Annotated in this window: 11 protein-coding genes; 1 reads left to right on the top strand and 10 read right to left on the bottom strand. The window is 66.7% G+C overall.

The window, feature by feature from the left end:
- Positions 1-3: 3 nt before the first annotated feature.
- The 5 genes from H7H34_RS04825 to H7H34_RS04805 all read right to left on the bottom strand — a co-directional run bounded on the left by H7H34_RS04825 (position 4) and on the right by H7H34_RS04805 (position 8,166).
- Entirely contained in the window at positions 4-3,417 is a 3,414-nt protein-coding gene (locus H7H34_RS04825; protein WP_185924421.1) for an efflux RND transporter permease subunit, read from the bottom strand.
- Positions 3,418-3,420: 3 nt separating this feature from the next.
- Entirely contained in the window at positions 3,421-4,812 is a 1,392-nt protein-coding gene (locus H7H34_RS04820; RefSeq protein ID WP_185924420.1) for an efflux RND transporter periplasmic adaptor subunit, read from the bottom strand.
- A 224-nt stretch (positions 4,813-5,036) separates the two neighbouring features.
- Positions 5,037-6,026 (bottom strand): Hsp33 family molecular chaperone, encoded by a 990-nt coding sequence (locus H7H34_RS04815; protein WP_185924419.1) that lies wholly within the window; start codon positions 6,024-6,026, stop codon positions 5,037-5,039.
- A gap of 8 nt (positions 6,027-6,034) precedes the next feature.
- Complete coding sequence (gene argF / locus H7H34_RS04810; RefSeq protein ID WP_185924418.1) at positions 6,035-6,967, bottom strand: ornithine carbamoyltransferase; 933 nt, start codon at positions 6,965-6,967, stop codon at positions 6,035-6,037.
- The gene (locus tag H7H34_RS04805) at positions 6,967-8,166 is read right to left on the bottom strand and encodes an aspartate aminotransferase family protein (RefSeq protein WP_120268776.1); all 1,200 of its coding nucleotides are present in this window, start codon (positions 8,164-8,166) and stop codon (positions 6,967-6,969) included. The genes argF and H7H34_RS04805 overlap by 1 nt, the downstream gene beginning before the upstream one ends.
- Positions 8,167-8,664: 498 nt before the next feature.
- Here H7H34_RS04805 and H7H34_RS04800 point away from each other — a divergent pair, with 498 nt between their 5' ends.
- Positions 8,665-9,207: a GcrA family cell cycle regulator gene (locus H7H34_RS04800; protein ID WP_185924417.1), complete on the top strand. Its 543-nt coding sequence runs from the start codon at positions 8,665-8,667 to the stop codon at positions 9,205-9,207.
- Positions 9,208-9,350: 143 nt separating this feature from the next.
- On the opposite strand, the gene phoB is transcribed toward H7H34_RS04800, so the two are convergent.
- The 5 genes from phoB to pstC form a co-directional block, all read right to left on the bottom strand.
- Positions 9,351-10,049, bottom strand: coding sequence for a phosphate regulon transcriptional regulator PhoB (gene phoB / locus H7H34_RS04795; protein WP_067220934.1), 699 nt, complete (start codon positions 10,047-10,049; stop codon positions 9,351-9,353).
- A gap of 137 nt (positions 10,050-10,186) precedes the next feature.
- Complete coding sequence (gene phoU, locus H7H34_RS04790) at positions 10,187-10,897, bottom strand: phosphate signaling complex protein PhoU (RefSeq protein WP_067220932.1); 711 nt, start codon at positions 10,895-10,897, stop codon at positions 10,187-10,189.
- Between the two features lie 68 nt (positions 10,898-10,965).
- The gene (gene pstB / locus H7H34_RS04785) at positions 10,966-11,727 is read right to left on the bottom strand and encodes a phosphate ABC transporter ATP-binding protein PstB (protein ID WP_371811355.1); all 762 of its coding nucleotides are present in this window, start codon (positions 11,725-11,727) and stop codon (positions 10,966-10,968) included.
- A 52-nt stretch (positions 11,728-11,779) separates the two neighbouring features.
- A complete protein-coding gene (gene pstA, locus H7H34_RS04780; RefSeq protein WP_185924416.1) occupies positions 11,780-13,132 on the bottom strand; it encodes a phosphate ABC transporter permease PstA in 1,353 nt (450 codons plus the stop codon).
- Complete coding sequence (gene pstC, locus H7H34_RS04775; protein ID WP_067220924.1) at positions 13,129-14,598, bottom strand: phosphate ABC transporter permease subunit PstC; 1,470 nt, start codon at positions 14,596-14,598, stop codon at positions 13,129-13,131. Before pstC ends, pstA begins: the two co-directional genes overlap by 4 nt.
- Positions 14,599-14,639 lie beyond the last annotated feature (41 nt).

The raw sequence follows: 14,639 nt of genomic DNA, 5'->3' as shown, positions 1-14,639 counted from the left end.
ACCCTATTCCGCCGGCATCTGGGCCGGCGGGCCGGAGCGACCGTGATCGCCGCCGCCATTGCCATGCGGGTCGCGGCGCAGGCTGACCATCCGCCGCAGGTCCTCGCCGATACCGACCAGGGCCGGCACCAGCACCAGCACGAGAAGCGTGGCGGTGGCGAGACCGAAGACGATGGTGATGGTCATCGGCATCAGGAAACGCGCCTGAAGGCTGGTCTCGAACAACAGCGGCGCAAGACCGCCGATGGTCGTCAGCGAGGTCAGCAGCACGGCGCGCAGACGATCCTGCGCCGAGATGACCGCGGCCTCCGCAACGCTGCGGCCATCCTTTATATGGTCCTCGAACCGGTCCACCAGAATGATCGAGTTGTTGACCAGGATCCCCGACAGGCCGAGCAGGCCGACGAAGCTGAGGATGGTCAGGTCGTAGGCCATGAAATAGTGGCCGGCGACCGCGCCGACGACGCCGAAGGGAATGATCGACATCACTGCCAGCGGCTTGAAATAGCTGGCGAAGATCGCCGCGAGGATCAGGTAGATCATCGACAGGGCCGCGACCATGCCGAGCTGCAGGTCGGAGAAGGCGGCGCGCCGTTCCTCCTCGCGGCCCGAATAGCGGTAGTCGATGCCGTACTTGCCCGCGAGTTCCTGCATCTTGCCGGTCTCAAGGTCCCGGACGATCTCGATATTGGAGGTGGCCTCCGGGTCGACATCGGCCGAGACGGCCACGGTAACCCGGCCGTCTCGCCGCTGGATCACCGAGAAGCTCTCGCGCTCATTCAGTGTCACGACCTCGGTCAGCGGCACGAACTCGCCGCTCGGCGCGCGCAAGGAGAGCTCGCGCAAGGCCCCGCCGCCCAGCGACACCTCCTGCATGACGCGGATGGTGATCTCCTCCTCGCCGCGGGCAAAGCGGCGCGGGATCGAGCCTTCCAGCGCGGAGCGGATCTGGCGGGCGGCATTTTCGACGGTGAAGCCGAGCGCCTTGCCGCGCGGGCTGAGCTCGATCACCAGTTCCGGCTTGCCGTAGGGCAGGTCGTCGGCCACGCCGTCGACGCCGGGATAGGAGGTGAGGAGTTCCTGCAGCTCCAGCGAGGCTTCCTTGAGCACACGCGTGTCGTCGCCCATCAGGCGGACGTCGAGGTCCCGCCCCGGGGGGCCGCCGCGACGTTCGAACACGGCAACACGCTTGGTACCGGCAATCTCGGGGATGGCACGGCGCCAGGCCTGAACGATTTCCGGCGTGCGCACGCTCCGCTGCTCGGACGTGGTCAGCTGGACGTCGATGCTGGCGACATTGTTGCCGCGGCTGTTGCCGGACTGGCCGAGGGTCGCATAGGAGGCGACGATCAGCGTCTCGCCGTTCTCCGCCGTCAGGCTCTCCTGAGCCTGGCGCAATGCCCCGTCGATGCGCAGCAGGGCCTTTTCGGCGTCCTCGATGGAGATGCCGGCGACGAAATCGACAGTGGCGCGGATGTTCTCCGCCTCCGGCGAGGGGAAGAAGCGGAAGCCGACATGGTTGCCCCGCATCAGGCCGGCGGTGAGCAGCAGCAGGCCGATGGCAAAGGCCACCGTGACATAGCGCCAGTCATAGGCCAGGCGCACGAAACCGCGGAAGGGCACGTCGCGGAACCAGCCGAAGCCGGCATCGAAGTTGCGGCGGAACCAGCCGGGGCGTTCGTCGAAGGTGCGGCGCGTGCGAGCCCGGCGCATCAGCAGCAGCAGGAACTCGATCGCCGCGGCAATCGCGAAGAACACCACGATCACGGCGACATCGAAGGGCAGCGTGCCGAAAGTCTCGCGGCCCGCGCGTGCCGGCACGGCCAACCAGTCGAGCCAGACCGGCACGGTGATGTCCTCGCGTCCGGCAAGACCGACGAGGAACAAGCCCGGCACGCCGGCGATCAGCACCACCCGCCACCAGTTCCACGACGGCGGGCGGGCGAGCGAATGCGCGAGGTGGCCCGGCAGCACGAAGAAACACTCGATGATGCTGGCGGTGATCACCGCGACGACGACGAGCGGCAGCACGCCCATCAGCTGGCCGATGGTGTCGCCCATCAGGGTGATCGGCAGGAAGGCGGCGATGGTGGTAGTCGAGGCGGCGACAATCGGCCAGAGCATGCGCCCGGCACCTTCTTCCGCCGCCTGATAGGGACCATCGCCCATGGCGATGCGGGTCGCCGTGTGCTCTCCAACCACGATGGCGTCGTCGACGATGATGCCGAGCGTCATGATCAGCGCGAAGAGCGAGAACATGTTGATGGTCTGCCCCGACATCCACATGAACCCGAGCGTCGCCATCATCGCGACCGGAATGCCGGCCGCAACCCACAGGGCGATGCGGCCGTTGAGGAAGGCGAAGAGCACGATCACCACCACGAACAGGCCGGAAATGCCGTTCTCCACCAGGATCATGATCCGGTCGGTCAGCGCCTCGGCGCGCACCTCGTACTTGACCAGCTCCAGCGAGGCCGGCAGCTGCGGTGCGATCTCCGCCAGATAGCGGTCGAGGATCGCATTGACCTTGAGCTGGTCGGCGCGGGCCGAGCGCTCCACCGTCAGTTCGACGGCGCGCATGCCGTCGGAATAGCCGATGGTCTGGTCCGGGTCGTAGGAGCGCGACACATCGCTGATGTCGCGCAGCTCGATCTTCTCGCCGGTCGGGAAGGACTTGACGACGATGCGGCTGATCGCCTCCGGCGAGGTGGTGTCGGCCACCGCCCTCACCTGCCGCTCGACGCCGCCCTGCAGGTCGCCGGAGGGCAGGTCGCGGGTGTTGGCGGCCACGCGCTCGGAAATGTCGGCAAGCGTCAGGTCGAGTCGGCGCAGCTCGCGCTCGGGCACCTTCACCACGTATTCGGTGTCGCGAAAGCCGTTGAACGAGACCTTGTCGATGCCCCGGTCGATCAGGCCATCGCGGATCTGGCGGGCGAAGGCCTTCAGTGCGTCTTCGCTGAAGGGACCGCGCAAGGCCACGCGGGCCACCCGGTCAAACCAGTTGGCGAGCGAGATGCGCGGCCGCTCGGCATCGTCGGGAAGCGTGGTGATGCCGGCAACAGCCTGTTCCACGTCCGACAGCGCCTTCTGCATGTCGGCGCCTTCGAGGAATTCCAGGCTGATCGAGGCCGCGCCCTCACGCGAGTAGGAGACCATCTCGTCGACATTGTCGATGAAGCGCAGCTCCGGCTCGATGGCTTGGAGGATGTTCTTCTCCACGTCCTCGGCGCTGGCACCCGGCCAGGAGACCGACACGGAAATGCGATCGATGACGATCTGCGGGAAGAACTCGGCGTTCAGCCGGGCAAGGCCGAAGGCGCCGAACAGGATCATCAGCACCATGACCAGATTGGCGGCGTTGCGATGGCGCAGGAAATGGCCAATGACGCCGCGCGGAACGAAACCGGTGTCGCGCATGGATCAGCCGCCAGTATTGGCGCCGCGATTGCGCGGCTCGGAGACGAGAAGGCCCTCGCCCGCCTTGTCCAGCCGGGTCGAGACCAGGCGGTCGCCGGTGGCCAGATCTCCGGAGACGATGACATGGGTCCCGTCGAAGGCGAGAACCTCGACGTCGCGGCGGCGCGTGCGGTTTTCCTCGTCGACCACGAAGACATGGTCCGTGCCGTAGATCGCGCCTTCGGGAATGCGGGCCGAGTCCGGGTAGGTGCGATCGGCAAGGCGCAGCTCGACGAAGGCGCCGGGGCGCAGGGCCGGCTGGCCTTCGGCGACGGTCACGCTGGCATAGACGTCGATGCCGCCGCGCGCCAGCGCCACCTCGGCGCCGACCCGGCGGATCTCGCCGGCATAGGTGACCGGCTGGCCGCCGATATACCAAAGCACCTCGACCGGACGGCCGACGACGGTGCCGCTGTCGGACAGGATGCGGCCGTACTGATTGTCGGAAAGGGTGAAACGGACCTCCAGCGCATCGCGCTCATAGAGGGTCGCCACCACGTCGTTGACGCCGACAAGGCGGCCGATGGCTGCATTTTCCGAGCGCACCACCGCATCGAAGGGCGCCTTCAGCACGGTGTCGGCAAGATTCCGCTCGGCCTGCGACAGACGCCACTGCAGCCGGTCGATGGCCGCCTGCTGCTGGTCGACGCGCGCCTTTTCGACATCGAGGGCATAACGGCGCTGCTCCAGGGCCTGGCCGCGCTGGGAGACCAGCAGGCGGCGTTCGTCGACGGTGCGCTCGGTCACCGAGCCGCTGCCGAGCAGCTGCTCGGCCCGCTCCAGATCGCGCTGGGCGAATTCGAGCTGCTCGCGGGCGCGCTCGACATTGCCTTCCTCGGTGGACACCCGGCCCCTGGCCTCGACAAGGGCGGCACGGGCCTCGACGAGATTGGCGCGCGCCTCGGTGACGGCGCCCTCGTACTGGAAAGGATCGACGGCGAGGAGTTCCTCGCCGGAAGAAATGATGGAGCCGGTCTCCAGGGAGGGATTGACCCGGACGATCTCGCCGGCCACCAGCGTACGCAGCTCGGCGGTGCGCGCGGCCGTCACCTCGCCGTAGAGCGAGAGCATCGGCGCGTGGTCGCGCACCTCCAACTGCGTCGTCTCGACGATGAAGGCGGTCTCGCGCGCCGGGCGCACCGGTACCGGATCCTTGGCAAGGATCAGGCGGTTCATGCCGACATAGGCGGCGAGCAGCACGGCGAGAGCGATCGCGGCCTGCAGAAAGAGCTTGATCGCCATGACGCCCGCACGACCGGCAGAGCGCTGCCGCGTGTGCGGGCGCTCGAACGCGACCTCCCCTTTCGGGGTGCGGTTGTCGTCGTCCACCGATTTCAGCATGACACTCTTTTCCACTCGAATGCTCTCTTGCGCGGTCCCACTACCTATAGGCGTTCGGGCGCGGACTGGATTGCTTCGCGGACGCACATGCCGCATTTGCGGACTATTCAGGTGCCGCAAACGACTGGCAAGGCGAAGAGTGTATCAAAATGTGACCATTGCGACTCCTGTCACATCCGGTGACAGGATGGAACGGTTTCCGCCGCTTTTCGTGCCCGGTCCGGCCCGCCAAAGGCGGATCAGAACTCGTCGGGGCTGTAGTCGTAGCGGGTGTTGCAGAAGCGGCAGGTCACCTCGATGCGGCCCTCGACGGTCATGTCGTCGCGCTCTTCGGTGGTGAAGCCCTTCAGCATGCCCCGGATGCGCTCGTCCGAGCAGCGGCAGCGGTCGGCAAGCGGCTGGGGCGAGAAGATGCGCACGCCGCGCTCGTGGAACAGGCGGAACAGCAGCCGCTCGGCCGTCATGTCCGGGTCGCCGAGTTCGTCGTCGCGCAGGGTCTCGACCAGGGCGCGGGCCTCGCGCCAGGCGTCGTCTTCCTCGAACTCGTGCTCCAGCGCGCCTTCCGGCGCATCGCCCGGCGGCAGGTCGGCCTGGCGCATGCGCTCCGGCGCCTCGGGCAGGAACTGGGCGAGCACACCGCCGGCAAGCCAGGAATGGCGCGGAGTTTCCCCGGCGCGGCGATCCAGCACCTCGCCGACAGCAAGGCGAACCACGGTCGGGATCTGCTCGGACTGGGCGAAGTAGCGATGCGCCACCTCTTCCATCGTGATGCCGTCCAGCGCGACGATACCCTGGTAGCGGTTCATCGCCGCGCCCTGGTCGACCGTCATGGCCAGGTGACCGTTGCCGAGCAGCGAGGGGGTGTCGGTGCGCCCGGCCGCCTCGGCCGCCGCAACCGCCTCGGCATCGAACTGGGCGCAGGCGCGCAAACCGTCCGGCGTCTGGAAATCGACGACCAGCATGGAAACCGGGCCGTCGGTCGTCGTCTGCAGGGTGAAGCGTCCGTCGAACTTCAGCGAAGTGCCGAGCAGCGCCACCAGCGTGGCCGCCTCACCCAGAAGGCGCGAGACCGGCGCCGGATAGGCGTGGCGCTCGAGAATGCGGTCGAGAACCGGGCCGAGCATCACGGCGCGGCCGCGCACGTCCAGAGGCTCCACTGCGAAGGGAAGCACGGCATCGCGACCGGCCGGGGTGACGCCCAGCCGCTCCAGTTCGTCCTGAACGCTCATGTCGGGTCCTATGCGTCCTGCAGGGCTCCGAAGCACCAGGCAAGGATGCCCTTTTGTGCATGGAGCCGGTTTTCCGCCTCGTCGAAGACGACGGACTGCGGTCCGTCCATCACCTCCGAGGTCACCTCCTCGCCGCGATGGGCGGGCAGGCAATGCATGAAGATGGCTTCGCGGTCGGCTTCCGCCATCAGGCGGTCGTTGACCTGATACGGGCTCAGCAGGTTGTGGCGATCGCCATCATCGTCGCCCATAGAGACCCAGCAGTCGGTGACGACGCAGTCGACGCCCTTAACGGCCTCGAACGGATCGTCGGTGATGCGGATCTCGGCACCGGCCTTGCGGGCGGCGGCGATGAGCTCGGCCGGCGGCGCCAGCTGCGAGGGGGTGGCGATGTTGAGCGCGAAGTCGAGCTTGGCCGCAGCATGCACCCAGGACGCCAGCACGTTGTTGCTGTCGCCGGTCCAGGCGACGCTGCGCCCGGCGATGCTGCCCTTGTGCTCCTCGAAGGTCAGCACGTCGGCCATGATCTGGCACGGGTGGGTGCGCTTGGTCAGGCCGTTGATGACCGGCACGGTGGCGTACTCGGCCAGCTCCGTCAGTGCATCGTGATCGAGGATGCGGATCATGATCGCGTCGACATAGCGCGACAGGACGCGGGCCGTATCGGCGATGGTCTCGCCGCGGCCGAGCTGCATCTCGGCACCGGTCAGCATCAAGGTCTCGCCGCCGAGCTCGCGCATGCCCACGTCGAAGGAGATGCGGGTACGGGTCGAGGGCTGCTCGAACACCATGGCCAGAACGCGGCCGGCGAGCGGGCCGCCGCCCGACACGCGGACGGGGCCGCGCGCCTGCTTGATGCGGCGGCTGCCGTCCAGGATGAAGCGCAGCTCGCTGGCATCGACGTCGGTCAGGTCGAGGAAATGGCGCGGCTGGATGGTCATTACTCTGCAGCTCCCCGCTCGAGCCCGGCTTCCATGGCGGTAGCGGCCTGATCGATCCGCGACACGGCCTCCTCGATCTCCGCCTCGGTGATGGTCAGCGGCGGCATGATACGCAGGACGTTGTCGCCCGCGCCCACGGCCAGCACGCCGGCCTCGCGGAAATGCGACAGCAGCTCGGTGTTGGTGACCCGGCACTTCAGGCCGAGCATGAGGCCCTTGCCGCGGATCTCCTCGAAGATCGCGGGATGACCGTCGACGACGGCGGCCAGCTTCTGCTTCAGGAGCAGGCCCTTTTTCTGGACGCTGTCGAGGAAACCGTCGGCCAGCACCACGTCGAGCACGGCATTGCCGACCGCCATGGCCAGCGGATTGCCGCCATAGGTGGTGCCATGCGTGCCCGGCTTCATACCGGAGGCCGCTTCCTCGGTCGCAAGGCACGCGCCGAGCGGGAAACCGCCGCCGATGCCCTTGGCCACGGCCATGATGTCCGGGGTGATGCCCGCCCATTCATGCGCGAAGAGCTTGCCGGTACGCCCGACGCCGGTCTGCACCTCGTCGAGGATCAGCAGGATGCCCTTGTCGTCGCACAGGCGGCGCAGCTCGCGCAGGTACTCGGTCGGCACCGGGCGGATGCCGCCCTCGCCCTGGATCGGCTCGATCAGCAGGCCTGCGGTGGTATCGCCGATGGCGGCAAGCAACGCCTCATGGTCGCCGAACGGCACCTGGACGAAGCCCGGAGCCTTGGGACCGAAGCCTTCCAGATACTTCTCCTGCCCGCCGGCGGCGATGGTCGCCAGCGTACGGCCATGGAAGGCACCCTCAAAGGTGATGATGTCGACCCGCTCCGGCTCGCCCTTCGCATAGAAGTAGCGCCGCGCGGTCTTGATCGCGCATTCCAGCGCCTCGGCGCCGGAGTTGGTGCAGAACACCCGGTCGGCAAAGGTCGCCTGGGCCAGCTTGCGCGCGAACGCTTCCTGCCCCTCGATGGCATAGACGTTGGACACGTGCCACAGCTTGTCGGCCTGGTCCTTCAGTGCCTTGACGAGACCGGGATGGGAATGTCCGAGCGAATTGACGGCGATGCCGGCGGCGCAGTCGAGAAAGCGTCGGCCATCGGAAGTCTCCAGCCACACACCCTCGCCACGCACGAACTCCAGGTTCGCGCGGCTGTAGGTCTGATAGAGAGATGAGCCTTCCATGTCCTTACCTGCTCCCATTGACCGGCTGTCCTGCCGGGGAGATGCCTTGGCGGAGCGAGCCGCCTTCGATCCCCTCGCCTGCTGTCGGAACGCTGCCGTCATGCCGCCGCAAAGAGCGGCAAGAACCGCCGACAGGCATCGCCGAAAGCAATTATGCCGCCCACGAGAGGCGGCACGGCGAGGAAGCCCCGTTATACACCGGGAGAGCGCGGGAAAGTCAACGGAATTGGCTATGCGCGCCGCTCGGGCGCTGGCAGGACCAAAGTCGCCGGAAACGGCCTTTTCTGGGGAAAACCGTATCAATCCCCAGGTGAATCGCCCCCTCACCTTGAACCGCAAACCCGGCATATTGTAGCTTTGCAGTCAAGAAATACGAGATCTCGTGTATCCGACTCACAATAGCCTCAAAATCCGGCAATGAGCGGGGCACCCTCACGGTGTGCCGATAACCTTTTATTAACCAGATGTCGGGGCCCGATCAAACACGGAGTTGAGCGCATGTCCTGGACAAGCGAACGCGTCGACCTTCTCAAAAAGCTCTGGACCGACGGGCTGAGCGCCAGCCAGATCGCTGCAGAACTGGGCGGCGTGACCCGCAATGCGGTGATCGGCAAGGTCCACCGCCTCGGCCTGTCGGGACGCGCCAAGGCGGCGGCTCCCGCGCAGAAGGCGCGCACCAAGCCGGCCAAGGGCGGCGCGGAGGAAGCGGCACAGGCCGCGACCCAGCAGCAGGGCGGCAATGCCCCCTCGGCACCGCAGACGGTGGGCGCCACCGCGCTGAAGATCGAGACCGCTCCGGTCGCGGCTCCCGCGCCGCAGGCCAAGCCGGTTGCCGAGCTGGTGCCGATCGCCAAGCGCGCGACGATCCTGACCTTGACCGAGCGGACCTGCAAATGGCCGATCGGCGACCCGACCAAGGAAGACTTCTACTTCTGCGGCCACCCGTCGAACCCGGGCGTTCCCTACTGCACCTATCATTGCCGCATCGCCTACCAGCCGGCGAGCGACCGCCGCCGCGACCGCAACGTCGCCAACGGCTGAGGCAACGCCCCGGCCCGTTTCCGGGGGCGCAGTTACGAGAAAGGCCCGCCTGCGGTATCCGCGGCGGGCCTTTTCGCATTCTGGTGCCGGTTCGCAGATAGACGGCGCGACAGCCGCTCAGGCGTTTCCGCTAGCTGCGGGTTTCAGGAGGCGGCGGCGAACTGGTCGTTGAAGGCATAGCCGGCGCCGCGCACGGTGCGGATCGGATCCGGCACCTTGCCGCGGTTGATGGCCTTGCGCAGGCGCCCGACATGCACGTCGACCGTGCGCTCGTCGACATAGACGTCATGGCCCCAGACGCCGTCGAGCAGCTGCTCGCGCGAGAAGACGCGCCCCGGCGAGGTCATCAGGAACTCCAGCAGGCGAAACTCGGTCGGGCCGAGATGGATCTCGCGGCCCGAGCGGCGCACCCGGTGGGTCTCCCGGTCGAGTTCCAGATCCCCCGCGCGCAGCAGCGAGGAGACGACCTCCGGCTTTGCCCGGCGCAGCATCGCGCGCACCCGCGCCATCAGCTCCGGGATCGAGAACGGCTTCACCACATAGTCGTCGGCACCGGTGGCAAGGCCGCGGATGCGCTCCTGTTCCTCGCCGCGGGCGGTGAGCATGATCACCGGCAGACGTTCCGTCTCGGCACGCGAGCGCAGGCGGCGGCACAGTTCGATGCCGGACAGACCCGGCAGCATCCAGTCGAGAAGCAGCAGGTCCGGCTGGCTCTCGCGCAGGAGAAGATCGGCCTCGTCGCCGCGCATGCAGGTCTCGACCGTGTAGCCCTCGGCCTCGAGATTGTAGCGCAGCATCATGATGAGAGGCTCTTCGTCCTCGACAATAAGGACCTTCGGCATGTCGGATACCCTTGTCCAATCGACCCGGCCGGGAGGCATCGGCGCGGCTTTTCGCTCGCGCCGCCTTGCCGGCTCTCGTTGTCAGCGGCGGCGGACGGCAGGGCCGTCCGCGCCATCGTCAGGTTGCCAGGGCGTCCTCAGGACGCGGTATCGGTCTCGATGCCGGTCTCGTCGACCTTCTGACGCTCGTCGGTCGGCAGCACGCCGGTCGACATGTACATGACGTTCTCGGCGATGTTGGTTGCATGGTCGCCGATGCGCTCGATGTTCTTGGCGCAGAACAGCAGATGGGCGCAGACCGAGATCTGCCGCGGATCCTCCATCATGTAGGTGAGGAGTTCGCGGAAGATCGAAGTGTAGAGCGCGTCGACCTCGTCGTCGCGGTCGCGCACGGAGGCCGCCGCCACGCCGTCCCGGCCGGCATAGGCATCCAGCACATCCTTGAGCTGGCTCTGGGCGAGCTCGGTCATGTGCTCCACGCCGAGGGCGAACTTCTTGGAGTCGAAGGTACCCTCGATGGCGATGACGCGCTTGGCGACGTTCTTGGCGAGATCGCCGACGCGCTCAAGGTCGTTGGAGATGCGCATCGCCGAGATCACGTCGCGCAGGTCGCTGGCGACCGGCTGACGGCGGGCGATGATCAGGATCGCCTGCTCCTCGATCTCGAACTGCAGGGCATCGACCCGCTTGTCCTGTGCGATCACGCGGCGGGCAAGCTCCTTGTCCATGCGCACCAGGGCCTGCACGGAATCGTTCAGCATCATCTCGGCGAGGCCGCCCATCTCCGACACCCGGCCGGCGACTTCCTTCAGCTCCTCGTCGAACGACGAAACGGTATGTTGGCTCATGTCTCTTCTCCATTCGGGGCGCGGCAAGGTGCACGCGTCATCCCGTCTGTTCCCGCGGCTGGTCCAGACTAGCCGAAGCGGCCGGTGATGTAGTCCTGGGTGCGCTTGTCCCGGGGGTTGGTGAAGATGTCGTTCGTCGCCCCTTCCTCGACTAGGTTGCCGAGGTGGAAGAAGGCCGTGCGCTGCGAGACGCGGGCGGCCTGCTGCATGGAGTGGGTGACGATGACGATCGTGTAGTTCTCGCGCAGCTCGTCGATCAGCTCCTCCACCTTGGCGGTGGCGATGGGATCGAGGGCCGAGCAGGGCTCGTCCATCAGGATCACTTCCGGGCTGACGGCGATGGCGCGGGCAATGCACAGGCGCTGCTGCTGGCCGCCGGACAGGCCGGTGCCCGGCTCGTCGAGGCGGTCCTTCACCTCGTTCCACAGGCCGGCCTTCTGCAGGCTGGAGGCGACGATCTCCTCCAGCGCCGCCTTGTTGCGGGCCAGGCCATGGATGCGCGGGCCGTAGGCGATGTTGTCGAAGATCGACTTGGGGAACGGGTTCGGCTTCTGGAACACCATGCCGACCTTGGCGCGCAGCTGCACGGGGTCGACCTTGGGATCGTAGATGTCCTCTCCGTCGATCAGGATGTTGCCCTCGACGCGGCAGACGTCGATCGTGTCGTTCATCCGGTTGATGCAGCGAAGGAAGGTCGACTTGCCGCAGCCCGACGGGCCGATGAAGGCGGTGACCGTCTTCTCCTCGATGCGGATGCTCACATCCTTGATGGCGTGGGTGTCGCCGTAGAAGACCTGGACCTTCTCGGCTGAAATCTTGGCCTCGTTCATGGCGGCGACTTTCTCAGGCTTGGTCATTTGGTTCATGGCTTGGAAAGCCCCCTTACCAGCGACGCTCGAAACGACGGCGCAGGATGATCGCGACGATGTTCATGGTCATGAGGAACAGCAGCAGGACGATGATGCCGCCCCATGCCCGCTCGTAGAAGGCCGGGTCCGCGCGCTTGGCCCACTCGTAGATCTGGGCCGGCATGGCCGAGTTCGGATCGAGGAAGCCGGAGGCGAGGCTGCCGGGGTAGTTGGAAGCGATGAAGCCGACCATGCCGATGAGCAGCAGCGGCGCGGTCTCGCCGAGTGCCTGGGCAAGGCCGATGATGGTGCCGGTGAGGATGCCGGGTGCGGCCAGCGGCAGCACATGGTGGAACACCGACTGCATCTTGGAGGCGCCGACACCCAGCGCTGCATCGCGGATCGACGGCGGCACCGCCTTCAGCGAGGCACGCGTCGAGATGATGATGGTCGGCAGCGTCATCAGCGTCAGGACCAGGCCACCGACGATCGGTGCCGACTGCGGCAGGTGTGCGAACTGGATGAACGCCGCAAGGCCGAGGATACCGAAGACGATGGAAGGCACCGCCGCCAGGTTCGAGATGTTGACCTCGATCAGGTCGGTGAAGCGGTTCTTCGGTGCGAATTCCTCAAGATAGATCGAGGCGGCGACACCGATGGGCAGCGACAGGAACAACACCACCAGCATCATGTAGAGCGAGCCGATCATCGACACGCCGATGCCGGCCTGCTCGGGACGCGAGTCCGAGGCGTCGGACCCGGTGATGAAGTCCATGTTGAAGCGCTTCTCAACGACGCCCTTGTCCGCCATCTGGTCGACCAGGTCGAGATGGGCGGCATCGAGGTTCTTGTCGTTGACGAGCGCTTCGCGGGTGACGCGTCCCTTGAGGTAGCCGTCGACCCGCGAGGAGGCCAGCAGCTCGAACGTCACCGTCTCGCCGATGCGGCCCGGATTGGCGAGCACGAAGCTGCGCACCTGGGCGGCGGCGCCGGAGGACAGCATCTTGCGCAAGTCCGCTGGCTTCATGTCGGTGGAGATGCCGGCGCGGCCCAGCTCCGCTACGAGAGCCTGGTCGATCATCGCATTGTAGCGCGACGTCTTGACGATGGAGGCTTCCGCCTGCTCCACCGCGCTCTTTTCCAGCGTCACCGGAACGGAGACGAAGGTCTGGTTGAAGGCGGTGAGGCCGTTGCTGAAGATGGCGTAGAGAAGCGCCACCAGGAAGAACAGGCCGATCAGGATTGCAACGATGCCGTAGATCTTGAAGCGGCTCTCGGCGGCATTGCGGCGGCGCGTCAGGGCGTCGACCTCGAGCAGCGACGTCTTCTTGCGGACGGCCTGCCCGGCTTCCTTGCCCGCGGGATAGCTCATGGCCGTGTCGGTCATTCGTACTGCTCCCGGTATTTGCGCACGATGTAGAGCGCGAAGATGTTCAGCCCCAGCGTGACCACGAAGAGGGTCATGCCCAGCGAGAAGGCGACCAAGGCCTCGGGGGAGGCGAAGTCGGCATCGCCGGTGAGCTGGCTGACGATCTTGGCGGTGACGGTGGTCATCGCCTCGAAGGGGTTGAGGCTCAGCTTGGCGGCGGCGCCCGCACCCAGCACCACGATCATGGTCTCGCCGATGGCGCGCGAGGCGGCCAGCAGGATGGCGCCGACGATGCCCGGAAGCGCGGCCGGCAGGATCACCTGCTTCACCGTCTCCGAATGGGTGGCGCCGAGACCGAGGGAGCCGTCACGCATGGCCTGCGGAACGGCGTTGATGATGTCGTCGGACAACGAGCTGACGAAGGGGATCAGCATGATGCCCATCACCAGACCGGCGGTCATGACCGCCGTGCCGCCGGCCATCCAGTTGACGCCGAGCAGGCCGCCATTGCCGAAGACGTCGACCAGCAGCGGGCCGACCGTAAGCAGCGCGAACAGGCCGTAGACGATGGTGGGGATGCCGGCGAGCACCTCCAGCAGCGGCTTGGCCACGGCGCGGACAGCCGGGGTGGCATACTCGGAGAGATAGATCGCCGCGAAGAGGCCGACGGGAACCGAGACCGCCAGGGCGATCAGCGAGATGTAGAGCGTTGCCCAGATCAGCGGCACGATGCCGAGCTCGGAGCCGCCGCCGAAGCTCGGGCTCCAGGTCAGACCGAAGAAGAAGTCGGCCGCCGGGTAGAGGCGGAAGAACTCGACCGTGTTGAAGATCAGCGACAATGCGATGCCGACGGTCGTCAGGACGGCGATGGAGGCGGCTGCGATGAGGATCCAACGCACGACCCGCTCCACGGAGTTGCGGGCGCGAAAATCCTTGTTGGAGCGCTGCCAGGCCCAGGCCGCGCCGAGAACGGCAAGGCCGAGAACCACGATGGCCCGGCCGAGGTCGCCAAGGCCGGACAACTCGCGGTAGCGCTGTGCAGCGTGCAGGGTCTCGGAGGTCACGTCCGAGCCGAGTGCGACGCCGACCTGGCCGAGACGGTCGCGCACGTCGGTGAATTCGGTGCGGATCGATCCCGCCTGCTCGGAGGTGAGAGCGCCGGCGGCGACCGCGGTATCAAGTCCCTCGGCGACGCGGCGCACGTCGCTCATCACCAGGTCCAGAGAACTCTGGTCGATGGAAGCCTGCGAGATCATCGACGATACCTGGCCGTTGATCACCACAGGCTGGATGGCAAGCCAGAGCACGAGGGCGAGAAAGGCCGGGATCATCGCGGCGAGCGCAACGTTCCAGCCATAATATCCGGGAAGGGAATGCAGCAGGCGGATGTCTCCGCCGGCGCTGGCCATCGCCCGGCCGCGACCCAGAACGAAGCCGGCCGCCGCAAGGGCAAGTATCACGAGAACGATCAGCGGCAAGGACATGAGGCTGAAAATCCGGAGCTCGGGGAAGAAAAAGGGGGCGG

Source organism: Stappia sp. 28M-7 (assembly GCF_014252955.1).
Classification (GTDB): Bacteria; Pseudomonadota; Alphaproteobacteria; order Rhizobiales; family Stappiaceae; genus Stappia.
The sequence above is the reverse complement of the archived record's forward strand: the minus strand, read 5'-3'. Positions and strand labels throughout refer to the sequence as shown.